At 39.8% G+C, this 24,290-nt stretch carries 19 protein-coding genes and 1 pseudogene; 13 read left to right on the top strand and 7 right to left on the bottom strand.

The genetic code is table 11. The features are described from left to right. Positions 1-2: 2 nt before the first annotated feature. Genes ACZZZW_RS15530 through ACZZZW_RS15515 form a run of 4 tightly spaced genes read left to right on the top strand, consistent with a single transcriptional unit; the run spans position 3 to position 5,367 of the window. Positions 3-968, top strand: a complete 966-nt coding sequence (locus tag ACZZZW_RS15530) for a TRAFAC clade GTPase domain-containing protein (protein WP_463494726.1) — start codon at positions 3-5, stop codon at positions 966-968. A gap of 1 nt (position 969) precedes the next feature. After that, the gene (locus ACZZZW_RS15525) at positions 970-1,821 is read left to right on the top strand and encodes a TRAFAC clade GTPase domain-containing protein (protein WP_463494724.1); all 852 of its coding nucleotides are present in this window, start codon (positions 970-972) and stop codon (positions 1,819-1,821) included. Continuing rightward, positions 1,811-4,345, top strand: coding sequence for a GAP1-N1 domain-containing protein (locus ACZZZW_RS15520; RefSeq protein ID WP_463494722.1), 2,535 nt, complete (start codon positions 1,811-1,813; stop codon positions 4,343-4,345). The genes ACZZZW_RS15525 and ACZZZW_RS15520 overlap by 11 nt, the downstream gene beginning before the upstream one ends. A gap of 2 nt (positions 4,346-4,347) precedes the next feature. Continuing rightward, the gene (locus ACZZZW_RS15515) at positions 4,348-5,367 is read left to right on the top strand and encodes a phosphorylase family protein (protein ID WP_463494720.1); all 1,020 of its coding nucleotides are present in this window, start codon (positions 4,348-4,350) and stop codon (positions 5,365-5,367) included. Positions 5,368-5,483: 116 nt separating this feature from the next. Here ACZZZW_RS15515 and ACZZZW_RS15510 read toward each other — a convergent pair whose 3' ends face one another. Together ACZZZW_RS15510 and ACZZZW_RS15505 are read right to left on the bottom strand one after the other, a co-directional pair. Then, positions 5,484-5,534 carry an SEC-C metal-binding domain-containing protein gene (locus tag ACZZZW_RS15510; protein ID WP_463497762.1) on the bottom strand — a complete coding sequence of 17 codons (51 nt, stop codon included), beginning with the start codon at positions 5,532-5,534 and terminating at the stop codon, positions 5,484-5,486. A 27-nt stretch (positions 5,535-5,561) separates the two neighbouring features. Next, positions 5,562-6,575 carry an RES domain-containing protein gene (locus ACZZZW_RS15505; RefSeq protein WP_463494718.1) on the bottom strand — a complete coding sequence of 338 codons (1,014 nt, stop codon included), beginning with the start codon at positions 6,573-6,575 and terminating at the stop codon, positions 5,562-5,564. Positions 6,576-7,002: 427 nt separating this feature from the next. Here ACZZZW_RS15505 and ACZZZW_RS15500 point away from each other — a divergent pair, with 427 nt between their 5' ends. Further along, positions 7,003-7,248, top strand: a complete 246-nt coding sequence (locus tag ACZZZW_RS15500) for a recombinase family protein (RefSeq protein WP_463494716.1) — start codon at positions 7,003-7,005, stop codon at positions 7,246-7,248. A gap of 74 nt (positions 7,249-7,322) precedes the next feature. Here ACZZZW_RS15500 and istB read toward each other — a convergent pair whose 3' ends face one another. Both istB and istA read right to left on the bottom strand, forming a co-directional pair. Beyond that, on the bottom strand, positions 7,323-8,054 hold the full coding sequence (gene istB / locus ACZZZW_RS15495; RefSeq protein ID WP_055903061.1) for an IS21-like element helper ATPase IstB: 732 nt from the start codon (positions 8,052-8,054) through the stop codon (positions 7,323-7,325). A gap of 11 nt (positions 8,055-8,065) precedes the next feature. Then, positions 8,066-9,640 (bottom strand): IS21 family transposase, encoded by a 1,575-nt coding sequence (gene istA, locus ACZZZW_RS15490; protein WP_463492071.1) that lies wholly within the window; start codon positions 9,638-9,640, stop codon positions 8,066-8,068. Between the two features lie 268 nt (positions 9,641-9,908). On the opposite strand from istA, the pseudogene ACZZZW_RS15485 reads away from it, so the two are divergent. The 8 genes and pseudogenes from ACZZZW_RS15485 to ACZZZW_RS15450 form a co-directional block, all read left to right on the top strand. Next, positions 9,909-10,143, top strand: a pseudogene (locus ACZZZW_RS15485) (recombinase family protein); the annotation flags it as partial. A gap of 626 nt (positions 10,144-10,769) precedes the next feature. After that, positions 10,770-11,501: a helix-turn-helix transcriptional regulator gene (locus ACZZZW_RS15480; protein ID WP_463494714.1), complete on the top strand. Its 732-nt coding sequence runs from the start codon at positions 10,770-10,772 to the stop codon at positions 11,499-11,501. Positions 11,502-11,559: 58 nt separating this feature from the next. After that, positions 11,560-11,964 carry a VOC family protein gene (locus tag ACZZZW_RS15475; protein ID WP_463494712.1) on the top strand — a complete coding sequence of 135 codons (405 nt, stop codon included), beginning with the start codon at positions 11,560-11,562 and terminating at the stop codon, positions 11,962-11,964. A gap of 461 nt (positions 11,965-12,425) precedes the next feature. Then, positions 12,426-13,508, top strand: coding sequence for a family 16 glycosylhydrolase (locus tag ACZZZW_RS15470; RefSeq protein ID WP_463494710.1), 1,083 nt, complete (start codon positions 12,426-12,428; stop codon positions 13,506-13,508). A gap of 314 nt (positions 13,509-13,822) precedes the next feature. Beyond that, positions 13,823-15,523: a ribulokinase gene (locus ACZZZW_RS15465; protein ID WP_463494708.1), complete on the top strand. Its 1,701-nt coding sequence runs from the start codon at positions 13,823-13,825 to the stop codon at positions 15,521-15,523. Continuing rightward, positions 15,520-16,221, top strand: a complete 702-nt coding sequence (locus ACZZZW_RS15460; protein WP_463494706.1) for an L-ribulose-5-phosphate 4-epimerase — start codon at positions 15,520-15,522, stop codon at positions 16,219-16,221. The genes ACZZZW_RS15465 and ACZZZW_RS15460 overlap by 4 nt, the downstream gene beginning before the upstream one ends. A 422-nt stretch (positions 16,222-16,643) precedes the next feature. Next, positions 16,644-18,134 carry an L-arabinose isomerase gene (gene araA / locus ACZZZW_RS15455; RefSeq protein WP_463494704.1) on the top strand — a complete coding sequence of 497 codons (1,491 nt, stop codon included), beginning with the start codon at positions 16,644-16,646 and terminating at the stop codon, positions 18,132-18,134. Positions 18,135-18,236: 102 nt separating this feature from the next. Further along, a protein-coding gene (locus tag ACZZZW_RS15450) for an IS3 family transposase (protein ID WP_463494702.1) occupies positions 18,237-19,474 on the top strand; the annotation gives its coding sequence in 2 pieces (ribosomal slippage) (positions 18,237-18,579 and positions 18,579-19,474; 1,239 coding nt in all). Positions 19,475-20,116: 642 nt separating this feature from the next. Here the strand turns inward: ACZZZW_RS15450 and ACZZZW_RS15445 are convergent. The 3 genes from ACZZZW_RS15445 to ACZZZW_RS15435 all read right to left on the bottom strand — a co-directional run bounded on the left by ACZZZW_RS15445 (position 20,117) and on the right by ACZZZW_RS15435 (position 24,244). Further along, entirely contained in the window at positions 20,117-21,133 is a 1,017-nt protein-coding gene (locus tag ACZZZW_RS15445; RefSeq protein WP_463494700.1) for a zinc-binding alcohol dehydrogenase family protein, read from the bottom strand. A 71-nt stretch (positions 21,134-21,204) separates the two neighbouring features. Next, entirely contained in the window at positions 21,205-21,993 is a 789-nt protein-coding gene (locus ACZZZW_RS15440) for an L-fucose dehydrogenase (protein ID WP_463494698.1), read from the bottom strand. Between the two features lie 94 nt (positions 21,994-22,087). Continuing rightward, positions 22,088-24,244, bottom strand: a complete 2,157-nt coding sequence (locus ACZZZW_RS15435) for a DUF5703 domain-containing protein (protein WP_463494696.1) — start codon at positions 24,242-24,244, stop codon at positions 22,088-22,090. Positions 24,245-24,290 lie beyond the last annotated feature (46 nt).

Below are 24,290 nucleotides of genomic sequence, written 5' to 3'. Positions count from 1 at the left end.
TTATGGCAGGAAAATGTTCACAGGATAGTTGTTTCCCTGACGAAACAGGTTGCAATGTAGAAGGATGTTTGAGGGTAAAGGAATGTAAATATTACAATAGTGCTGAAGAGGAGCCTGAAATAGCAAGTCAACCTTCTGAAGATGACGAATTGCTCCACATACCCTGGACCGGCAGCGCTATGGGATTGGAAGATTTAAAATTCCTTACGGCCAGTTCCTCCCCTGTCCTGATCGGGATAACGGGGGTGGCTAGTGCAGGCAAGACGACTTTTTTGGCCCTGCTATATTCCCTTTTGCGCCATGGCTTTAAAATCGGGGACTATTCATTTTGCGGTTCAAAAACACTTATAGGCTGGGAAAACATCGCCTGGTACCTAAGCTGGAAAAGGGATAACGATATTCAGTTCCCGCCTCATACCAGCAGCAACGCAGGGCGTGTCCCAGGCCTGCTGCATATCGCGCTGAGAAATAGTGCAGGTGTAAAGAAAGATTTGATATTGACTGATGCACCCGGAGAATGGTTTGATAAGTGGTCTTACAATAAAGACGACAGCAATGCTATAGGGGCAAATTGGATACACCAAAACGCAGATGCGTTTTTACTTTTTGCAGACTGCGATCAACTTTCGGGAGAAGAACAGGGTGCCTCTAGACGGCAAATCAAGTTGGTTGCCGATCGGCTGTCCGATAACTTGGGAAGTCGACCATTGGGTTTGGTCTGGTCAAAATCTGACATCCAGATGGATGCAGACATGAAAAATCAGATCTCAAATTATATGCAGCGTTTTGGAAATGCCAACTATGGAGAATTTATGGTTAGCGTTAAAGAAGGCAATTCAAAAATGTACCATCTTGACATTTGCCAAAGCATTTCGTGGATACTGGACGTATTAGAAAACAGAATCAACATTCCTATAACGGTTAAGGTGTATGATGATGATGACCTGTTTCTATCTAAAAGAAATTAAAATGGATCAAAACAAAAACACTCAAATACTTGTAATTGGAGGACCAAATGCCGGAAAGACCCATTATGGCGGACAGCTTTATGGTCGTCTAATGGATAGATCGGGCCATTATAGTATCACTACCCCACCAAACGACCTTACCATATTTCGAGAGGTGCTGGAATGTTTGAACGATGGCAAGTCTGCGGGTCATACAAGCGTTGGTTCCAATACAAGATTGGAGCTTGCACTTGAAGACAAACAGAAAAACAAAATAGTCTTTTCTTTCCCCGATTACGGAGGTGAACAGGTACTGAAAATTGTGAATGATCGTAAAATCACATCAACCTGGCAGCATGATATTGACAATTGTGATTCCTGGATGCTGTTTGTCAGATTGGATGAGATATTGCCTGTGGAAGATATAACCAATCGTCTACCTGATGAGGCCATCTTAAAATCTAGAACCAAGGGAGAAGTTGCCTTTGCGCTCTCAGAGCAGGCTTTTTTTGTCGACCTGCTCCAGATTTTGATGCAAGTCAAAGTGGTATCGACACATATGCACGTCCAAAGCCCAAGACTCACCATAGTGCTGTCATGTTGGGACCTATTGCAAGATACCGAGAAAAAACTACTACCTGAAGAGGTTCTTATACTGAGGATGCCGATGCTCCATAGTTACCTTGTCAACACCTGGGCGGTTTCGTCGTTAAATGTGATCGGACTTTCATCCACAGGCAGAACACTTTCTGCTGAGATCGGAGACAAGGAATATATTAAAAAAGGTCCTGAGGCCTTTGGATTTTTGATCACACCTGATGGCAAAGAAGAAACCGACTTGACCATCACAATCGCACAAGCCATTGGAAAATAGTAAGGATATCCAAATCCAGCAAGCTTATTTTGGCGAGTTCAGCAGATCTCATGGTTGTCTTTTTGCAACCCTGAAAGATGATAAGCTGAACGCCTATTTGACCGCATTTTCAGATAAACCCTACCCCATTCCGATGGGTATTATGCTTAACACATATTTTGCCTCAACAGTATTCAGTGATTGGTTCATTTTCACAAAGACAATTCCAGATGTTGCTGCCTCCAGAGCAGGAATGGTTTTTACGCATGCATTGATCATAAAATTAGCTGATGTTGAAAAAATCACTGACCTGAAACTACTATTTTCATATTTCAAAGATGCAATACCCAACAAATCGTTGACCCTAAATCCAATCTTATATACAAGTAGGGGCCAAACACATTTGCCAATCAGGGAATCATATCCAACTTATGTACAAAATACTGTTGGACAGATGATTAAGGGTAAAAAGGTGGCGTTCTTTGGGGAATTGGACAACTTTACTGACACCTTGTTCGTCATTTGGAATGGATTACCAGCTCAATTAAGAAAATCGATGACTTTCAACGTCGGTTTTAGCCTTGGCGACATCGAAAATAAGAAGGATCCCATCTTATATTTTCAAAAACGACTTAGTGCCAAAATTGCTTTTTCTGGGTCTATCAACGACGACTCATCTGAGGAAATAGTGGTTACTGATAGCGTTAAAAAGCTTATACTTGGTGACGGTCAACTTAACGACTTTGAGCATTTTTTAAATAATCTAAACTGTAAGCTCACAGATTTCAATCAGCTGACTGTTGCTGAAAAGGCATATCGTTTGCACAGGCAGTTAGAAACGCTGGCACCTGATGAACTTAGGCAATTATTGAGATTGATTGCAAAAATATCACCCCAGGCACAAAGTGGTATTGATATAAAAAAGACCGTGCTGGAGAAACTCTGCAACTTGATAGACCAGGGAAAAGATTATAAAATCAAGGCGCTAAGAAATCTAGACCTAGAAGGCTTTCCAAACGCTGAAGCTTCACTGTCATCCTGCACCAGCTCATTTGTTAGCAACCAATTTTTAAGGATCATACCTTTTGACACTGTAGCTATAAATGGGCTACTAGAGTTAACAGCAGAATCTGAAGGTTCGAATTGGTGGACAAAAAGTATCAAAAAGGGATTGGATCATTCAATCGCGGACCCAAGATCAATTGAATCCATCTGGGAACTGCTCAAATCGGCTACAACAAAGTTAGCTGCTTTGTTTGCACTGTTTAAAAGCGACCCAAAACTAGAGCACAAACTGACTGCATCTATTCCCCAGCAATTAGACACATCGGTAATATTGAATCTCAAACCCTTTGTAAAAGAAAAAAAATGGAATACACTATACGCCACCGTTAGCTTATCTCACCTTCAACCTCAGGCTGCCCTGAAAGAACAGCTTGAGGTGGAAAAGGATCTGACCCTAAAACAATCTTTTGGGACGTTGCTAATCGCTCCAAAGATTTCTGACGAAAAACTATTGGGACTGAGCTTAGCGAATCCAGACGCCAGATTACTTGAGCTGATTACGCCAAGAATAATCAAGCAACCCCTATTGATGAAGAGTTTGGATGTTTCTGATGGCCGCTGGATTGAGATTTGGAATGCTACATTACAACAAAGTAAAAAACTTGAATTCGGAGTAACAGATATCGCAGCTAAAGCAGAACAACTTTACGATCTTATTCTACAGAAGACATTTTTGCCTGACCAACTAATGACCCTTTTCAGTCAATCCGCTTATTCAGATATTACCGATTATGCTAACCGGACAGAATTTTGGAAAGCCGTGCCATTGCCTTACAGACCATTTTTTCTTCAAGCTACCGCACTCGGTATGGCAGAAAAGATTGCAACTAAATCATCTTTCGCAGAACGGATTGAGCCAGAACTTCTATCAGTAATGTCTTCAGATGGATTCGTAACCACGTACCTTTCTAAATATAGGGCAGACTTGAATGCAGGAATTAACTATTTTGAGATCATTCCAAATCTTAAAGACCAATTCCTTGCAGACTATATTAATTACTACGTAGGCAGCATTGCAGAAATAACATCTGCAAGATTAGGAAATATGGTATCATCTAGAAATTATGCCAAAGCCGCAGAAGCTATTTTCCAAAAAAGCAAGGGAAATTCTTCATTCAAAATCGCATTGAATAAAGTTCAGGGAATTTTACACCTGAATATTTTTGACAAGCTTTTGCACGGGCATCTTTTTGGAGATAACATAACCGATGATACTGCATACACTGCATTGTTTGAGACTGTGAAAAACTTATATAAGAAAGGGCCTGAAGATGAGGAAATATGGGAGCGTGCGGGCGGTGATACAAGCAAACTGGTCAATCAGAACAGTAGAGAAGAAAATTGGCGACGTGCAATACACTTATTAAGATATGGCGGTGGCGGCAAGAATATTAACGTCAAAAAACTGATTAAGGAAATCAATGACGAATTTCCTGGAAATTCAATTGTTAAAGAACTACAGAATTATTTTAAAAACTGATCATGAAAATATTAATCATAACAGCATTAAGCCTTGAATTTCAAGCGGTAGAAAAATACCTGAAAGAGACGGACGTCGATACCCATCCGTTAACGGGCTCCAAATATAAAAAAGGACAGTATCTCAACGAAGGTCACCCATTCGATGTCATGATTGTTGAGGCAGGAGCAGGAAACAACCGGGCCGCGGAGGAAACTGGAAGGGCCATAGCACATTTCAAACCAGATTTCACCTTTTTTGTTGGTGTGGCGGGAGGGATAAAAGATGTGGAAATAGGTGATGTAGTCGCCTCAACCAAAGTAATTGGCTTTGAGGTAGGCAAAGCTAAAGACGAGTTTATGCCAAGATTTGATACTATGCCAGCATCCTATAGATTGGAACAGATCGCAAAACATCTGAAGCGTGAAGGCTCCTGGGCAAAAAAACTGGATACAAGTGCAAATAGAGTTCCAAATGCATTTGTCCAACCCATCGCCGCTGGAGAGAAAGTAATTTCATCAACCCGATCGGAAACCTTCAATATCATATCGAAATATTGCAGTGAGGCAATAGCTGTAGATATGGAGGGAATTGGTTTTCTGGTAGCAGCCAGGCCCTATACCGTGAATGCGATAGAAATAAGAGGCATATCAGACCTGTTGGACAAAAAAGAAGACGCTGATGCGACCGGCTCACAGCCAATCGCCGCAGCCCATGCAGCTGCATTCACCTTCTCGATGCTTGACGAGTTGATGGTAGATATGCCCGCTAATAAAAACATATATACTACCGAATTTAAAAAACAGCTTGTTAATACTTTGGGAGAACTGTACCCACAGGGACCCGATCAGGACGATATTTGGAAACGCGCAGGCGGTGATCCAAGCATACTTGTAAACGCAAATTCACGAAAGTCCCAATGGTATAATGCAATCGACAAGTTAGCCTTGGGGGGCGGAGGAAAAAATATAAGTATGGAATCGCTGATCAATGAAATAAAAGAAGATTTTCCATCCAACGTGGACGCCATATTTAACCAATAACAGCATGAAAACGGGGAATTTAGCCAATGCTTAGGGGTAATTGTTAGTTCTAAAAGCCATGATGAATGTTTACCTATCTTCAAACCGATAAAAAAGTAATGAGAGTCTTGGGTATTCTATGTAAAATATACATCACTACCGCAGATGCAAGGTTCATTTCTATTTATTTTTGTCGTGCGAATTCATTGGATGTTTCAATGCTGGTGTCCCCTATTCTTAAGTTGATCCGCCGTATAAGTTTCACCAGTTTGTGCCGCTTCCCTTCTCCCTGCCCAAGCTTTTAAGGCCTCGTTGTTGCCTAAAAAGTATTGCTCGATGACCTCTTGATCCGCACCCTCTACTTTTCCATAGCTAAAAGATTCCTGACCTGGCCTTAATAACCCTGTCCGAAAATGCTGATTGATAAAGGTCTTACCATTGCGAATGTCGACTGAAAGTATCAGCGCTTCCTCCAGTTCCAAACAAGTATCGACAGCTTCGGGAGTAAGTGCGACGTTTGTCCCCTCAAATTCTGTTTGCACACTTGGGTAGATAACACCTTGAATACCCTTGATTTTACATATCTGATCCGTAAATGCTGCACTAATCTTATAATCCTGATGATTATCTGATCGTTTCGCGAACTGTTCTGAATAAAATTCAAGCAGCGTAACCAACTGTTTCAATTGAAATTCAGTGTGATTTTTTGCCAGATTTTCAAGTTGCGTCTCATATGCCATCTTGGTATCATCAGATATGGTCGCCGCTTGTCTATTGAATACCAACTCTGCTAAAATCAAATCCTTTTTTACCTTCCATTTGCCAAGCGTGATCAGCATTTTCTTAGTGGACACTCCTTTATTTATTCCCTGAAGTTCAGTCACGGTTTCTGCAAGTGCGGGAATCATCGGCAAACTAACCCTGCTACTCATCACCGAACCGTAAAACATTGACATTCCGGGTGCATTCGCCCTTCCGAAAGTTTTGATTAACGCAGGATCATTGATATAAGATATCTCATCCTTCCTGGTAAAAGCTTTAGGCTCAGAATTTATCCTGATTCGCTCCACATATTGGCCGGAATGAATTTGCGCTATTGTCACCGGCAACAAAAAATCCTTACGTACTATATCCAGAACTTTTGAATAGGGCGTCATGGCGAGGTTCAACTTTGAGAACGCTTTTAATTTTCTTTGGAGTTCACGCTGACTTAAGAAATATAGGCTCATATAATAATGTGTTAATCTCCAAATCTCATTTACTTGAATTTAAATGCAAGCAAAAACTAATAATGTTAGATTTTGATAAAGTTAATACATTTTTAAAAACAACATCTCGGATACTGTATTACGTTAGCAGTCGTATTTTTTATTTTGGAAAAACATCGCTATCCATTTAAAGTCATTTGAAGATAAAAGCAATGATAAACAAGGCTTTAACAGGATTCGAAATTGGCTAAGCTACCTAAAACCTAACACTTCCACCTCTTGTAAGTTTTCAAATTTTGGTCTTTGTCCTTAATATTCGCGTATACAACTACTGCTTAATCTCTTTAATTATTTATCTCTACTAGAGTATTTCCCAATCTACTATAATGTAACCTTGCCAAGATTTGGTAAATGCATTTCGCTGTGTAATCATTGCAAGAAAATTAATATGAAAACAGCAATTTTATACCTCTGTGTAAGTACAGATGAACAAGCATTAAGGGGTTATTCATTAAGAGCTCAGCAGGAGATGCTAACTAACTACTGCAAACTGCATGACATTAGCATTTTAAAAATTTTCACAGAAGACCATTCTGCGAAATCTTTCAAACGACCAGAATGGATTAAGCTTACCACCTATTTGCGTAAACACCGTGATTATTCCGAACAAAGTACACCACATTCCGAGGCATAGTGCACCAGTTTGGTTCTGGCTTTAGCACTAACTTTAAACCATATCACTTTTGGACAAAGCGATATTCTGTAAACTTAATGATTTTTTTTATTTCTCATGGATTTGCCCGTAAGTGCAATTCTGTGAGCAGATGCTGACAGCCTGTCCATAATTGCATCTGCAAGTGTGGGTTCATCTATAAAGTTATACCAGTTATCCACTGGCAGCTGCGAGGTTATTATTGTCGCACCGTTGCCATATCTATCCTCCAGAATATCAAGTATTGCAATCCTGGCATCATTGCTCAGGGGCTTAAGCCCGAAGTCGTCTAATATCAGTAGCCTGTTTGAGGATATCCCCTTAATCCATCGGAGGTAAGTTCCATCGAGCCTTGCCTGGGCAAGAGCATCCAGAAACTTATTCATACTGAAATATAGCGTACGGAATCCAAGTAGGCAGGAACTGCGTCCCAGTGCACAGGCGAGGAAACTTTTGCCGCACCCGGTAGCGCCCGTAATGAGCACATTTTCACCACGTTCAATAAAAGTGCCGTCCGATAGTCTTAGTACCTGTTCACGGGTAATGCCACGCTCGGAGGTACAGAGTATATCTTCGGGAAGTGCATGATATCTAAGTTTACTGAACCTGAGATATTTTTCTGTTCTTGCATGCTCACGGTACTCGATTTCTGCCTGGACAAGCATGGCAAGCATTGAATGTGGGTCTTGGATTTCGTGTACTGGCAATTGTAGTGTTGCCTCATAGCGCCTGGCCATTCCGCTGAGCCTTAGGCTTTTCATCTGATCTGCTGTGTTCTGTGTATTCATATTGATCTTTATTAGTTGGTTTTGTATGCTTCGGCTCCTCTCACGTTCTGGTGTAGTGGTGTCTTATATTCTTTCTGTTCTGTTTCCTTGACCATGTCCATATTATTGTCAAGGATGTTTTTTATTACAGTGTATTTAAACCTGTGCCCGGTGAGTGCTCTTTTGCAGGCAGCTTCCATTCTTGCCGCCCCGTAGGCTTTCAAGAGCCGCATCAGTCCAGCGCAGCCAGCATATGATTGATGGATGACGGGATTGCTCTGCATCAGCTTCTGAATAAAGTCATAAGTGTTCTGACCTGCTTTTTCAGCCTGTTTCAGATAATATTCAGGATCCCATCCCTTTTCATCCGAAAAGGATTGATGAGCTTCAGGCATATGTTCCCTTACCGTGGTGAAATGGTGTTTTCTGAAACTCCGGACGTGTATGGCAATCCGCGTGCAATTATGAAAGATCTCAACGCTGTCCATACAATATGATATCCTGACCTCTTTGCCAATATATCTAAAGGGAACGCTGTAATAGTGCCAGTCCTCACCAATAACCACATGGTAATTCTTCTGAACTTTTGCCCTGGTGTAGTGCTGGATAAAGAAAGGTGATTCGGGAAGTGGCTGCAAAAGTGCGGACTCATTATTATGGAAGAGCTCATAGCGGCTGAAACTTTTGCGCTGGAAGCTAAGCTGGTGATGTTCATTCAGCTTAATCATGATCGCTGCATTCAATTCCTTAAGGCTGTAGAAGGTCTGGTTCCTAAGTTTCGCATAGATGCGCATGTAGGCTATCCTCACAAAGTTCTCTACGCTTGGCTTGTCCTTTGGCTTATACGGGCGTGCAGCAAAAAGCGCAATCTTGTTATGATTGGCCCATTGCTCCAGCATCTCGGTAAAGACAGGTTCATACTTTGAGCTTTTGGATACCCACTGCCTCATATTATCCGATTTTACGCCTTTGGGTACACCACCAATATAGATGAGTGCTTTGTTCAATGCTGATACAACCTGGGGTAACTTCGCATCTACAAGTGCTTCCACATAACCGTAACCGCTAAAGGGAAGAATGGCAAGAAACACCGGACAGCTAACGAGTTCTCCTGTAGAAGTATCCAGATAATGCAATGGCGCACCGGCAAAATCTACCTGCATCATCTCAGCTGGCTTATGCTCAAAATGCATAACGGCCTTCGAGGCCCGGTTATGTTCCTGCAGCAGATCACAGAATCTGGAATATTGAAACCCTTCCGGATAATTGGTAATATACTCTTCCCACAGCAATAACCTGGTTACGCCTTCTTTGGAGGCGAGCTGTTCATTGTGATATTCCAAATGTTCAAGGAAATGAACCCGCCTGGGGTCAGCATCCTCCATTACCTCTTCCTTTACAAGGCCAAGAATCTCATCGATATCCCTATCAGATAGCTTTAGCAAGCCATTAAAGGTCAAACCTGTCGATCTGAACTTTTCCAGGTAACTCGCGATCGTACGCCTGTTGACCCGGACCTCTTTTTCTATTTTCCGTTGGGAGACGCCCTGATCGAGGAAAATGAGTATCTGTCTAATCTTATTCATGCTGAGCAGTTTGTTCGCCATATCTACAGGGGTAAGCTTGATGCTTACCAAACCTATATAATTGACGGGTTAAACTATGCCCAATTGCATGATATGGTTAAATATAGTGGTGCAGTATGTGTCGGAATGGCAGAGAAAAATAATCCTGAAATGAACCAAAAATGGTGCACTTTGCCTCGGAATATTTTATTACCTCAAACAAAAACTGGTGTACTTTGGCTCGGAATGACTGGTGCACTATGCCTCGGAATGGGTGGTGTAGTATGGGTCGGAATATCCACACCGGTCGGATTTCCTCCTTTTTACCAAATCGGACAGATTTAGCCGCAACACCTGTGATGCTTATCAGATGATGGCAAACTTAAAAAGGATGGGAACTAACCCACAGGCGGTAGAGCAGCCTTTAGACTTAAATGTCCCTGAGAACAAATTAATGTTTGCGTTGTACTTGGCCTATACCGGAAATAGAAAATGATCGACGAAGCATGAATACCCAAATGGGTATGAGGCGAGCTAAAAAGGAAGTGTTAATTTACGACAAAGATGGGTATCGAACCATGTAAGATTATTTACTAACAAATATTGAATACCTGAATAATTATGCAGCAAAGACAGCTGGTGTCTAGAGAAATTGAACTACTAAATCCTAAAAATCCCAGAGATTGATCTTAGATGAATTTTAAAATATTGCTTTAAGATTCAAAAATAAAAATTACTTTTATACTAAAGTATTTGCAGTAAAAAAAGAAACAAAAAGCGGTGAGTCATTAGGTGAGTATCGAACCTAAAGACCAATAAATATTGATTAAACGCATGCTTTCGGACTATGTTCGAATCCCAGCGGGATCACAGAAAAAGGAAGATCAATTTGATCTTCCTTTTGTTTTTAAAACAAATTTTCTCACCATATCTTAGAATAATTTCAATCCCATCGAAAAAATCCTAACATTGAGTTTTAACTCTGTAAGCTACATCATAAATGAAATCCAATATCGGATGTTGAATTTCCTCTACAAACTTTAGCTATAATTACAACAATTATTAAAACTACCATTTTGATAATTTGATGTTGATGATCAATTTTCTTGACGGTCTTATGTATCTTTAAAGCGTTAAATCTTAATCCAATTTCACTTAAAAGCCTTAAAAAATGAAAGATGCTGATATCAAGCGAATATCAAGGCTTACGGCAATTATCACACAAATGCAGAGCAAACGATTGTTGACCGCCAGCGAGCTTGCCGACAGGTTTGATGTAAGTGTCAGAACTATTTATCGTGATGTAAAAGCGTTGGAACAAGCAGGTATTCCCATTAATAAGGAGGAGGGCAAAGGCTATAGTCTAATGGATGGATATAGGGTTCCACCTATAATGTTCACAGAAAATGAAGCCAGTGCTTTAATCACTGCTGAACAGATTCTATTTAAAGGTTCCGACACATCACTAAGCAGAGAATACCAGGCAGCGATCAGCAAAATAAAATCTGTACTCCAACATTTAACAAAAGAAAAAGTGACATTGCTATCTGATAGAATAGCGATTAGTCCAGCAATTTTTCATAATCATCAAAGTAATTCACTGACATTGATTCAAAATGCGCTCACCTCTTTTAGTCTGCTCGAAATCACATACCGATCAAATCTTAAAGGGGAGCTTACTCAACGCGAAATTGAGCCATTTGCGCTGTATTTCAGCCTAAAAGAAAGTTGGCTGTTGATTGCTTTTTGTAGGTTGAGAAAAGATTTTAGAATGTTTAGCCTAGAGAGAATTCAAAAAATTAAAAAGCTTGATTCGAGTTTTCAACCACACAAACTAACCCTGGCAGAGTACTTAGAAGAAAAGAAAAAAAACTTTGATACCCCTGACACACTGTTGTCTTAACCCTAATTTATCTTTGCAATGGCGAAGGCCAATACACGATTACACAAAAATTAGGATTATGAATTTAGTTTCGATTAGAATTATTACTGAAGACGTCAAATTGCTAGTTAACTTTTATGAGCGATTGACAAAGATGCCGGTATTACAACACACTGATGATTTTGCAGAGATAAAAACCAAGGCAGCAACACTTGCGATAGGAAGTACAAGAACCTTACAGTTTTTTGGAGGTGAGGAAGTTGCAAAAGCTGCCCAAAATAGAACGGCAATCATAGAATTTATGGTTGAGGATGTAGATAGTGAATATCATAGGCTAGCCGACTTTCTTCAACCTTACATTGTGCAAATGCCTACAATAATGCCCTGGGGAAATAAATCCCTATTGTTACGTGACCCGGACGGTAACCTCGTAAATTTTTTCACTCCTGTTTCTACCGAAGCAATTAAAAGATTCAAGAATTAGTAGCATATGCCAATAACTTATTCTGTTTTATATTTTAACTTTTGAGATAGTGGTTCCTTAAATACCTCGAAAATTCGAATATTGGTTGTTATTAAGGGAAGCTTAAATTGTTTAACATCAATTGTTTGTACATTTTTAAGTGCCCCACATTAGGTGCAAATCCTAGCTGGATTATAGAAAAAGGGAGATCAATTGATCTTCCTTTTTGTTTTAAAAACAGTTTTTTTTCTCCCTATTATAAGTCATAGTATTCATTTCTTATTCGGTACGGAAAAAAGCAACTTGTATTTAATGTACACTTAAGTATTTCCAACACGGTTTTTTCAATTTTTATTAAAATGGATGGGCATCCGATAAAAGTTACTATTTAGAAAAATCCCCCTATTCCTTTATAATATTACCCCTACTGTAAATTTTATGTTCGGTAGATTTGGATAACCACTTATAAATCAATTACCAATATGAAAAAAATTCTATCAACACTCCTTATCGGAGCATGTTTGTTCAGTTGTAAAAAGAGCAATCAGGAAAAAACCATTTCAACCAAAGAAAAGATTTCGGCAAAGGCACAAACCGAATTGACTGCCAGCTCCGTTAACCTTGATGATTACACGTTAACATTGGAAGATAATTTTGATGGCGTTGGTCCACTTAATGCCCGCTGGAACTACAGGGCCGAAAATACGGTTAGAGGATATGCAACAATTCTGCGTTCAAATGTATCGTATGCAGTAAGTGGGGCCGGCATTTTAAGGTTAGCGGCAAAAAGAAACGGTGATAGCTTTACCGCGAGTCAGATTTCGACTCAAAACTCGTTTTTACAGAAATACGGTTATTTTGAATGCCGTGTGCTTGTAAATCGAACAGTTGGTCCGCATTGTTCTTTCTGGATACAATCACCCACCTATGGTAATACAAATGATCCAGGTGTTTCTGGAACTGAAATTGATGTTTTTGAGCACCATATGGCTAATGGAGCTAATATTGCCCGCCACAACCTACATTGGAATGGTTATGGTGCTGATCATCAAACTATTGGATCATTGGAAACCATAAGCGGACTTCAATATGGCTTTCATACTTTTGGTGTGGAATGGACATCTTCGGCTTATATATTTTATGTTGATGGCGTGGAGAGATGGCGCACCAGTACTGCTATTTCTCATACGAGCGAATACCTTATTTTTAGTCAGGAAATTACCGGATTTGGTGGAGATCGTTTTACAGGAACCTACCCTGATTTTATGGATATTGACTGGGTAAGGGTTTACAAAACCAGAAAAGCATCCGTATTTCAAGAATGCCAGTATAAAGGCTGGGCAAAACAACTCCCGATAGGAAATTATACCACAGCACAGTTGGCTGCTCTTGGTGTAACAAACGATGCCATATCTTCTATTTCAGTTCCTTCGGGTATTAAAATACAGCTTTATCAGGGCGACAATTTTACAGGGCCATCAATAACACTTACGGCCGATAACACTTGCTTATCAGATGAAAACTTTGATGATAATATTTCTTCGATAAAGGTGAGCGCAAATTAAGTTAGTACATATTAAGATGCGGCACGGAACATTTCAGTGCCGCATCTTTCTCTATGGCTATTATTTGGGCTGTAATTTACTTCGCAAAATTCCATTTACTGCTAGTATTTATATAACAATTACTTATAATTCTTTAAGATCAGCAAACTTGGTCACATTCTTCTCGAAAAAACACATCCATACTATATAATGATGAATATATAAATCAAACTTATATATGCTATATCCACTTACAATCAAGCTTTCGGATTAAAAAATCAATTAAATTTTTTAATTCAAATAAATAAACGTTAATTAGACATTTATTTATTGTTATGAGCACAGCAAATTATGTAATTGGAGTAGATTACGGGACGGATTCTGTCCGGTCTGTTCTAGTCGATACCGCAAACGGAAAAGAGATTGCCTCATCTGTTTTCCTCTATCCACGATGGCAGAAAGGTTTATATTGTAAGCCCGCTGTAAATCAGTTTCGCCAGCACCCCTTAGATTATATTGAAGGTTTAACCCACACGATAAAAGATTGCCTTGAAAAAGCCGGTGGAGCAGAAATTGCACACCTGGTAAAAGGAATTTCAGTTGATACAACAGGTTCTAGTCCTGTGGCAGTTGATGCAACAGGTACTCCCCTTGCATTGACTAAAGATTTTGAAGAGAATCCAAATGCTATGTTTGTGCTTTGGAAAGATCATACATCGGTTAAAGAAGCAGCCGAGATTAATGAACATGCTACAAAGTTCAGCACCAATTACCTTAAATACGTGGGCGGAATTTACTCGTCTGAATGGTTTTGGGCTAAATTATTACACATTTTAAGGATAGATTCTACTATTAAAAAAGGTGCAGCATCATGGGTTGAGCATTGCGACTGGATCCCATTTTTACTTTGTGGTGGAAACGACATTAAGGAAATGAAACGCAGCCGTTGTGCCGCTGGGCATAAAGCCTTATGGGCCGAAGAATTTGACGGTTTACCTCCAGAAGATTTTTTTAGCAGCCTTGATCCGCTTTTAGCTGGATTTAGAGAAAAATTATTTAACGATACTTATACTTCTGATATTGCTGCTGGTACCTTAAGCGAAGAATGGGCAACAAAACTCGGCTTAAGTAAAGATGTTATAGTTGGCGTTGGTGCATTTGATGCACATATGGGGGCTGTTGGCGGGCAAATTGAGCCCTATTACCTCAGTAAGGTAATGGGTACAAGTACCTGCGATATCCTGTTGGCACCGAACCAGGATTTACACGGAAAATTAATCAATGGTATCTGCGGGCAGGTAAATGGATCTGTAATACCAGGTATGGCTGGTTTAGAAGCTGGTCAATCTGCTTTTGGTGATGTTTATGCATGGTTTAAGAATTTAATCAGTTGGCCTCTAAATCATTTACTTGCCGAATCTGAAGTGATTGATGAAGCTACTGCTCATGCATTAAAGGCAGAATTGGAAGGGAAAATAATTGCAAAGTTAAGTACCCAAGCTGCTGCCTTACCCGATGGCGATTATGCTGAGCTGGCAATAGACTGGTTAAACGGTCGCAGAACACCAGATGCAAACCAGGAACTTAAAGGCGCAATTACGGGTTTGGGTTTAGGAACCGACGCTCCACGTTTCTTTCGTGCATTGGCTGCCGCAACATGTTTTGGTGCCAAAGCTATTGTAGATCGTTTTAAAGAGCAAGGTGTGCCTGTTAAAGGCATTATTGGTATTGGTGGTGTAGCTAAAAAATCGGCCTATATTATGCAAATGATGGCTGATGTATTGGAAATGCCAATCAGAATTCACCGTTTTGAGCATACCTGTGCCTTAGGTGCAGCGATGTTTGCAGCGGTAGCAGCCGGTGTGTATCCAAACATTGAAGCAGCAATGGCGGCCATGGGAACTGGATTTGAGAAAGAATATAAGCCTAATATTAAAAAGCAGAAACTTTACCGCCAGCATTACCAACAATATTTGGGATTAGGCAGATACCTGGAAAAATACAATAAAAAAGATGTAAAACCTTATCTATCATGAGCAACTATCAGGATATAAAAGAACAGGCTTACCAGGCCAATATGCAGTTGCCAAAATTGGGCTTGGTACTTTTTACCTTCGGAAATGTGAGTGCTGCAGATCGGTCGAAAGGTGTTTTTGCCATTAAACCTAGTGGTGTACCTTATGAGGATTTATCGCCAGAGAAAATGGTCATTGTAGATTTTGACGGAAATACCATGGAAGGAAGTTTACGCCCATCATCAGATACTAAAACCCATGCCGTTTTATATAAACATTGGGAAGAAATTGGTGGAATTGTGCATACACATTCTACTTACGGTACAGCATGGGCACAGGCACAAAGGGCAATTCCAATATTTGGAACAACCCATGCCGACCATTTAACAGTTGATATTCCATGTGCACCACCAATGGCTGATGAAATGATCAAAGGAAATTACGAGTACGAAACGGGTTTCCAAATTATGAACCATTTTGAAAGTTTAGGTTTAAGTTATCAAGAAGTGGAAATGATTTTGGTGGGGAACCACGCTCCTTTTACCTGGGGAAAAACGGCCGAGAAAGCGGTTTACAATAGTGCTGTTTTGGAAACTGTAGCGCAAATGGCTTTGTTAACCGAACAGATCAATCCGAAGGCACCGAAGCTGAAAGATTCGCTGATTGAAAAACACTATGAGCGAAAACATGGTGATAGTGCTTATTATGGACAGCGTTGAGGTAGTTTTTAGTCACGAGTCTAAAGTCTTTAGTCTTGGGTGCAGAAATAGCGTTGCATAATAAGTTTTGGAAAGCAGGTACAGTAGTGCTTGGGGAACGAAAGCCCCGCCATTCGCTATAGTCCCGATAAAGAATCGGGAGCTGCCGCTGCTGTCGGGTTTAACAGGGTAAGGTTTACCTAAGTAACCTAAACCTGATTGGAGTGAGCATGAACCCAACCGCAGGTGGGTGAATAAAACGGAAAGCAGGACTACCCTAACCGATGAAATACAGAACCTTGCTTTTCAAAAAAAGAATATGAATAATGGTCTTTAAGGATACAGACCGAGGAAGAAGAGTGGTAGGCTTTAAAAGATATACATAATGGTCTGTGAGGACACAGACCATGGCATTGAATAAATTAAAAATAACATAAATAGTAATGATTGATTTAAAAAAATTACAAGTTTGGTTTATTACAGGTACTCAACATTTGTACGGTGAAGAAACCTTAAAACAAGTAGCAGAACACGCACAACAAGTGGCCGATTCGTTAAACCAGAATGGAAAAATTTCTGTTTCGGTAGTGTACAAGCCAATTGTAAAAACAACCGAAGAGATTTTCGAAACCTTGCAACAAGCCAATATTGATGAAAATTGTATTGGGGTAATTACCTGGATGCACACCTTCTCTCCTGCTAAAATGTGGATCAGGGGTTTAAATGTTTTGCAAAAACCATTATTGCACTTACATACGCAATTTAACCGTGATATTCCATGGAATACCATTGATATGGATTTCATGAACCTGAACCAAAGTGCGCATGGCGACCGTGAGTTTGGTTTTATGGTTTCGCGTATGCGTAAAGATCGAAAAGTGGTTGTAGGCCATTGGCAGGATGAAGAAGTAGCTAAACAGATTGATACCTGGTGCAGGGCCGCTGCTGGCTGGCACGATTGGCAAGGGGCTAAATTTGCCCGTTTTGGCGATAATATGCGTTATGTTGCCGTTACAGATGGAGATAAAGTAGAAGCTGAAATGAAATTTGGTTTTGCCGTAAATACTTATGGGATAGGTGATTTAGTAGCCGTTATTAATGGAATAAGTGAAGATTCGATTCAAACATTAGTAAAAGAATATGAAGCTACTTACGAAATGGCCGACGATTTAAAAGTTGGCGGTGCCAGACATTCATCTGTTTACGAGGCCGCGAAAATTGAATTGGGTTTAAGAAAATTCTTGACAGATGGAGGCTTTAAGGGTTTCTCTGATACGTTTGAAGATTTACATGGTATGATTCAATTACCTGGGATTGCAGCACAGCGTTTAATGGCCGATGGTTATGGTTTTGCAGGTGAAGGCGATTGGAAAACTGCAGCTTTAGTACGTGCCTGTAAGGTAATGGGCGCAGGTTTAGCAGGCGGCAATGCATTTATGGAAGATTATACTTATCATTTCGATCCGGCAAATTCGATGGTTTTAGGTTCGCATATGCTCGAGGTTGATGCTTCATTGGCGAGTGGAAAAGCAAGTTTAGAGGTACATCCATTGGGTATTGGAGGAAAGGCAGATCCTGCACGTTTAGTTTTTAATGTTGCTGGTGGCGATGCATTAAACGCATCTTTAATTGATATGGGCAACCGTTTCCGTTTATTGGTAAATGAAGTAAAAGCTGTTGAGGCTGAACATGATTTACCAAACTTACCGGTAGCCCGTGTATTGTGGAAACCACTCCCTGATATGAAAACCGGTTGTGCCGCATGGATTTATGCTGGTGGTGCACATCATACTGCTTATAGTCAGAATTTAACTACTGAACATTTATTGGATTTTGCCAATATTGCTGGTTTAGAATATGTAAATATTGGAGCTGATACCAAGATCAATCAATTCAGGAATGAATTGCATTGGAACGAGGTTTTTTATAAATAGTTTTAACGATGTTCGATAAAAAAGCCGGTAATTAAACGATTATCGGCTTTTTTATTACATATGTCCCGTCCTAAAATAAGTTGACACACAAGTTGACTTATTATGAAAAAACACAGCAAAAAGATCATCAGGCGCAGTCAGCGCGATTACAGCCTTGCCTTTAAATTGCAGGTTGTTCAACAGGTTGAAAAAGGCGAGCTCACTTATAAAAAAGCCCAGCAACATTACGGTATCCAGGGGCGGAGCACTGTTTTGGTTTGGTTAAGAAAACATGGTAACTTAGATTGGACCCTTCCAAAACAGTATAGCATGGATAAGGATAAAGAACTTACCCCGGAGCAACGAATCAAGCAACTTGAAACAGCTTTAAAAAATGAACAGGACCGAAACCTGATCTATACAACCATGTTTGATATCCTGCAAAAGGAACACGGCATCCCTTTGCCAAAAAAGCCTTTACCCAAGCAGTCCAAAGGCTCAAAAGCCAAGGAAAAGTAAGCCTTTTAAAGGCCTGCAGATTGTTTGGGATCAGTCGCCAGGGATATTATCAGCGGGAACAGCGTGCCAACATAAGGCTTAAGAAACTGCAACAAGTTAAACTTGCTGTTGTGCAAGAACGCATGAGTTTACCCAGACTAGGCACTAGAAAACTGTACCATCAGCTTAAGGGGGTATTTGTTGATAAAGGGATTAAGATAGGTAGGGATGGGTTGTTCGCCTTTCTGCGTTCGGAGCATTTGCTGATTAAGCCGAGGCGTTCCTATCAAAAGACAACAAACTCAAAACATTGGTTACATAAACACCCTAACTTATATAAAAACCGCAAGGCCGTTCGTGCAGATGAATTCTGGGTTAGTGATATAACCTACATCGATACGGCAGAAAAAACGGGCTACTTAAGCTTGGTTACAGATGCATTCTCCAGAAAGATAGTTGGTTATCACCTGCATGAAAGCCTCCATACCGACGGGGTGTCGGTAGCATTGAAGATGGCAATAAAAGGACGTACAACTACTCAGGAACTGATTCACCATTCTGATCGGGGACTACAGTATTGTTCTTCGCAATATCAGGAGATACTATCCAGCAACGGAATCCTTCCATCCATGACCGATGGATACGATTGCTATCAAAATGCTTTGGCAGAACGGATAAACGGGATTCTCAAGTATGAGTTCATTATCGTCAAACCCAAAAACATTGATCAGGCCAGGACATTAATCCGAGAAGCAATAGGTCTTTACAATAGCAGAAGGCCACACCTCTCATTAGGTTACAAAACACCCGATCAGGTATACAAAAAATCCTTGCCGATATTACTCAACAAGGATTATATTTGACCTTAAATAAGTGTCAACCTATTTTAGGATTAGTCAATATCCTCATTATTGATCGTATTCCCTGTGATCGTTCTACCTTTTGATCGTCATTCGCTGCGATAGTCCTCGCCTTTGATCTTCCTCGCCTTTGATTCCTTCCCTGCGATCGTCCTCCTGAACTTGTTTCAGGATTTTACTTTACATAAAATAACTTATTCATTATTAAGTATTTGTACAAATCATAAAGTTAAATTGCTGAAGGCGATACAATCGCCATTTTCGTGCATCCTCGTTACAAACGAGGACGATTACTTTTTATGCAATCGTCTTCCTGAACTTGTTTTAGGATCTTACTTTACATATAATAACTTATTCATTATTAAGTATTTGTATAAATCATAAAGCTAAATTGCTTTAGGCGATACAATCGCCATTTTCATGCATCCTCGTTACAAACGAGGACGATTACTTTTTATGCATCGTCTTCCTGAACTTGTTTCAGGATCTTTTTAGGAGTGCCTAACAGGATAGATCCTGAAACAAGTTTAGGTGCACGCGTAACTAAAATATCACTTACATGTATTTAGTTGATAAAGTCGGCAAGTGCTTTAAAATTTCCGCCTGCGCGGGAATGAAGACCGTGTTAGAATTAGATAGATCATGTCAGTTCATACTAACCACTGTTTTAATCACACCATTTTTTGGATCTAACCAGCTTTCAAACTTATCTTTCACTTCTTCAAATTTTACCTGGTGCGTAATGTAATTGGTGGGATTAACCAAACCAGCTTTCATCGATTTAATTACATGCTCGAAATCTTCAATGGTAGCATTCCTGCTGCTCATTAATGTCGATTCCCGCTTATGAAACTCAGGATGATTAAAAATTAAATCCCCTTTCTGAAGTCCGATTAAAACAAACCGTGCGCCATGAGCCATGTAATTTATGGCGTTATTGATTGCTTTTTGATTACCTGTAGCATCAATTACTACCGTTGGCATATCGCCATTGGTAATGTTGCTAAGTTGTTGTGTTACGTCAGGTGATAATGCATTAACTACATGTGCAACTTTTAATTTATCTTTACAGAATGCCAAACGGTCTTCATTAATATCCAAAGCGATTACATTTGCTCCTGCAATTCGGGCGAATTCCATCGTACCTAAACCAATTGGCCCGGCACCGATAACCAGTACAAATTCTCCAGGTTGTACATCTGCCCTGCGAACACCATGCGCCCCGATGGCTAAAGGTTCTACTAAAGCCAGTTCATCATAACTCAAGCCTTCGCCATGTAAAAGTGTTTTTGATGGAACCTGTAAATATTCGCGCATACCACCATCTACATGTACCCCGCAAACCTGCATTTTAACACAGCAGTTGGGTTTATTAATCCGGCAGGCAATACATTCGCCACAATTAAAGTATGGAATAAAGGTAACAGACTCTCCTATTTTGAAACCTGTGGCTCCATCGGCTTCAACCAATTCGCCAGATAACTCGTGACCTAATACTCTTGGGTAATTAAAGAAAGGTTGGGTACCTTCAAAAGCATGTAAATCGGTTCCGCAAATGCCGATTCTTTTAATTTTTATAATCGCATGGTCCTTTTTAAGCTCAGGTTTTGCTGTTTCTGAATATTCGAAAGTTCCGGGTGTTGTACAGGTAAGGGTTTTCATTTTAATGAAGGTTAATTGTATAAATTAATTTATCGGTTAACTGTAATTGGGAACTGTTAACTGAAAACTCGCTATGCGTTTGCCAAAGCTCGGTCTAAATGTACATAACCGCCATCAACATGAATAATCTGTCCGGTGGTATGGCTTGATTTATTCGACATTAAAAAGGCCGTCATATTTGCAATTTCCTCAGCGGTTGTCATTCTATTTTCCAATGGAATTTTAGAAGTAATTTCTTTTAGTTTCTCTTCCGCGTTATCCAAAGTTTCAATCCAGGTTTCGTAAGCGGGTGTCCAACATTCGGCAACCACCACTGCATTTACACGAATGCCATATTTAAGCAACTCTACGGCCCATTCTCTTGTTAAGGCATTTCTACCTCCATTTGCAGCAGCATAGGCCGAGGTATTTCCTTGTCCGGTTTCTGCAGTTTTAGAAGTGATGTTTACAATTGCACCTTTGCTTTTAATTAATTCTGGCAGTGCATGGTGTGCCATCAAATAATAATGCACTACATTTTTATGTAATGAGGCCATAAAATCTTTATAATTTCCACTTTCTAAGCCCACGCCATCATTAACGCCTGCGTTATTCACTAAACCGTCGATTTTGCCAAATTTGGCCATGATATTTTTCACAACTGATTCGCAATCGTCAGGGTTTGAAAGCTCCGCTACAAATTGCGCTGCTTTTCCTCCATTTGCGGCAATTGCATCAACTACTTTTTGATTGTCTTCTGCTTTTCTACCTACGATTACTGCAATTGCATTTTCCTTTGCAAAAACTTCTGCAATACTTCTACCAATACCCTTTGCAGCACCAGTGATGATGATCACTTTTTCTTTTAATTGTAAATCCATTTTTTTATTTTTTATTGTGTCGTATCCCTAAATTCATAAAAGCGTTTTTCATGCTGATTAAGTCCTGAAAAAAGTTCAGGGATGAGGATACCGATTAGTTAATCATATTTATTATATCCGCTTTCCTTGATGCCGGCAATACTTTTAAATCTATCAATTTTCCATTCTTTAAGCTGCCTTCAACGGTGGTTTGATATGGCGCATAAAGTTTGAAATGAACATCCCAATCTTTTGGCCATGCTGGAAACAGATATATTTTCTTTCCATCAACCTGCATCAGCATTTCCTGTATACCGATCATGCCTGATCCGCCCCAATTGTGGTCTGGAGTCCAGTCGAAACCTGGCCCCCAAAATGCAGGAAACCTTCTCCCTGAATCTTTTAGTTTAGCAGTAGTTAATTTTGCAGCATCTTCTGTTAAACCGAGCCTTGCCGCAAATATATTATCCTGTTTCCATCCAACATGACTTCGGAATTTAAGCACATCGGTATCATATTTAAAAGTATTAATTGCAGTATCTAAACCAGGCTTCCGTATCCCATACATGCCCCAAGGAAATACAGGGTATAATTGCGGACTTTCAGTATTATTAATGCGTTCCCAAAGTTTTGCTGGAGAAATGGTGGTATGTCCGTCGAATGCCCTGAAACTTATTGGCGGAATGGTTTTCAGCATGGCTTTCCACTCCGTTTTCTTAGCTTCAGATAAAGAAGGTTGTTCTATCACTCTTTCTAAAACCGTTTTCAAAGCCGCAACTGTAGAGGTAGAATTGTAAGCCATTTTATAAGTTTCGGCCCCTGAACCAGGGTATAAAACCAAATGACCATCTGCATCTAAAGCTTTTGCCCCTCTTTGCTTGGCCAAATAAGTATAATGTTCTTTAAAAAAAGTAAGTGAGCTTTCAATTAAAGGGAGGTATTTATCAATATTTTTGCCGCCATAGCTTTCGGTTTCCAAAATCATCATACAAAACTCCAAAACGGTATCCCACTCGTATTCTAACCAGGCATTGTATTCCACGCCTTTATTAAAATCGGCAGGGCGTTTCCAACCATACTCAGCAGGGTTTGGTAAGCCGAAATTTTCTAATTGCTCGGTAAAACTTGCGCCTTTGTGCCCCCAGGCAGCTTCTGTTCTGATTTCTGCATTTTTTAATAAATTCAAATAAAAATCGAATTGAGGCTTCATCAGGTCGATATCCCCGCTCTTTAACATAGGCCAATATACCAGGCGTTGGTTTTGAGCGGTATGCGTTCCACCGCCCCAGTTTCTAAAATCGGGCGTATATTTTAACGTTGTGTCGGTTAACTGAGGGTCGAAAGTGAAAAGGCCACCATTAAACTTTGTTGGGTATTTGCCAAAAGCGTTGCAGCCTAACATATAGCGGAACAATTGATAGTTTTTTGCTGCTTGATTTGCTGTTTCATCTTTAGCATTGATGTAAATGAAACTCTTTTTAAAGTAATCATTCCACCATTTTATACTGGCTTTTTGGTCATTTTTGTAATTTACAGCATTCAAGCCCTTTTTCCATTCAGCAATTGATGGCGTGTTTAAAGTATTGAGTGTAATTGCAATCTGATTTGAAGTTGAAGGTGTTTTACTTCTTAATTTCCAGGCTTTAAAAGGTGTATTTAAGTATATTCCGGTATAGTTTCCGGCGGGTAACATATTCTGGCCTTCCATTAAGCCTCCGAAGATTAAATTTTTCAAAGGATTAAATAATTCAGCCTTTCTTTCTTCCAACCCTTGTTGCTTTACAACAATATCAAATACTGTTTCAGGTTTATTTTGGTGATAGAATTGAATCGTATTGTTTTTAAAGGCTATTTCATCTTTATATGTTTTTACAATGCCTTGAGGTGCCCATTTATACGAATTTTGGTTATTTTCTTTGCCTTTTGTGATGCGGTCTTCAAAACGCCAGCTTTCATAACTTGCTTCGGTTGTAATTTTTTGATTGCATTTAACATTAAGGTGGATTACCGGATTAAAAACATCAACCCAGACTTTAATTTGAGCGTTTAATTTTCCATTTTCGCCTGAAATCTGCGCATAACCATCTTTTAAAATCAATTCTTGTTTGAATGATTTTCCTTCGAATGGATTTGGAATTAAATTTAGTTTTACGCGCCCCAGTTTAAGCAAAGTATTGTTTTCGTCGAATGTTCCGCTGCGCGATAAGAAGAGGTATACTTCACCCTTTTCTACCCAGAGATTTAAGCCAATATCGCCACCTCCTACGGGCATTGATTCGGAGGAGTTATTACTTTGGGAAACCCAGATTACGTTGTCT

This window comes from Pedobacter sp. AC379 (assembly GCF_979258145.1).
This window is presented reverse-complemented; position numbering and strand designations above follow the sequence as displayed.

Bases quoted from the DNA above. Each gene is read 5' to 3' on its own strand.
- ACZZZW_RS15530 (WP_463494726.1), top strand. From the start codon at position 3: ATGGCAGGAAAATGTTCACAGGATAGTTGTTTCCCTGACGAAACAGGT.
- ACZZZW_RS15525 (WP_463494724.1), top strand. From the start codon at position 970: ATGGATCAAAACAAAAACACTCAAATACTTGTAATTGGAGGACCAAAT.
- ACZZZW_RS15515 (WP_463494720.1), top strand. From the start codon at position 4,348: ATGAAAATATTAATCATAACAGCATTAAGCCTTGAATTTCAAGCGGTA.
- ACZZZW_RS15505 (WP_463494718.1), bottom strand. From the start codon at position 6,575: ATGAGCCTATATTTCTTAAGTCAGCGTGAACTCCAAAGAAAATTAAAA.
- ACZZZW_RS15500 (WP_463494716.1), top strand. From the start codon at position 7,003: ATGAAAACAGCAATTTTATACCTCTGTGTAAGTACAGATGAACAAGCA.
- istB (WP_055903061.1), bottom strand. From the start codon at position 8,054: ATGAATACACAGAACACAGCAGATCAGATGAAAAGCCTAAGGCTCAGC.
- istA (WP_463492071.1), bottom strand. From the start codon at position 9,640: ATGGCGAACAAACTGCTCAGCATGAATAAGATTAGACAGATACTCATT.
- ACZZZW_RS15480 (WP_463494714.1), top strand. From the start codon at position 10,770: ATGAAAGATGCTGATATCAAGCGAATATCAAGGCTTACGGCAATTATC.
- ACZZZW_RS15475 (WP_463494712.1), top strand. From the start codon at position 11,560: ATGAATTTAGTTTCGATTAGAATTATTACTGAAGACGTCAAATTGCTA.
- ACZZZW_RS15470 (WP_463494710.1), top strand. From the start codon at position 12,426: ATGAAAAAAATTCTATCAACACTCCTTATCGGAGCATGTTTGTTCAGT.
- ACZZZW_RS15465 (WP_463494708.1), top strand. From the start codon at position 13,823: ATGAGCACAGCAAATTATGTAATTGGAGTAGATTACGGGACGGATTCT.
- ACZZZW_RS15460 (WP_463494706.1), top strand. From the start codon at position 15,520: ATGAGCAACTATCAGGATATAAAAGAACAGGCTTACCAGGCCAATATG.
- araA (WP_463494704.1), top strand. From the start codon at position 16,644: ATGATTGATTTAAAAAAATTACAAGTTTGGTTTATTACAGGTACTCAA.
- ACZZZW_RS15445 (WP_463494700.1), bottom strand. From the start codon at position 21,133: ATGAAAACCCTTACCTGTACAACACCCGGAACTTTCGAATATTCAGAA.
- ACZZZW_RS15440 (WP_463494698.1), bottom strand. From the start codon at position 21,993: ATGGATTTACAATTAAAAGAAAAAGTGATCATCATCACTGGTGCTGCA.
- ACZZZW_RS15435 (WP_463494696.1), bottom strand. From the start codon at position 24,244: ATGCCCGTAGGAGGTGGCGATATTGGCTTAAATCTCTGGGTAGAAAAG.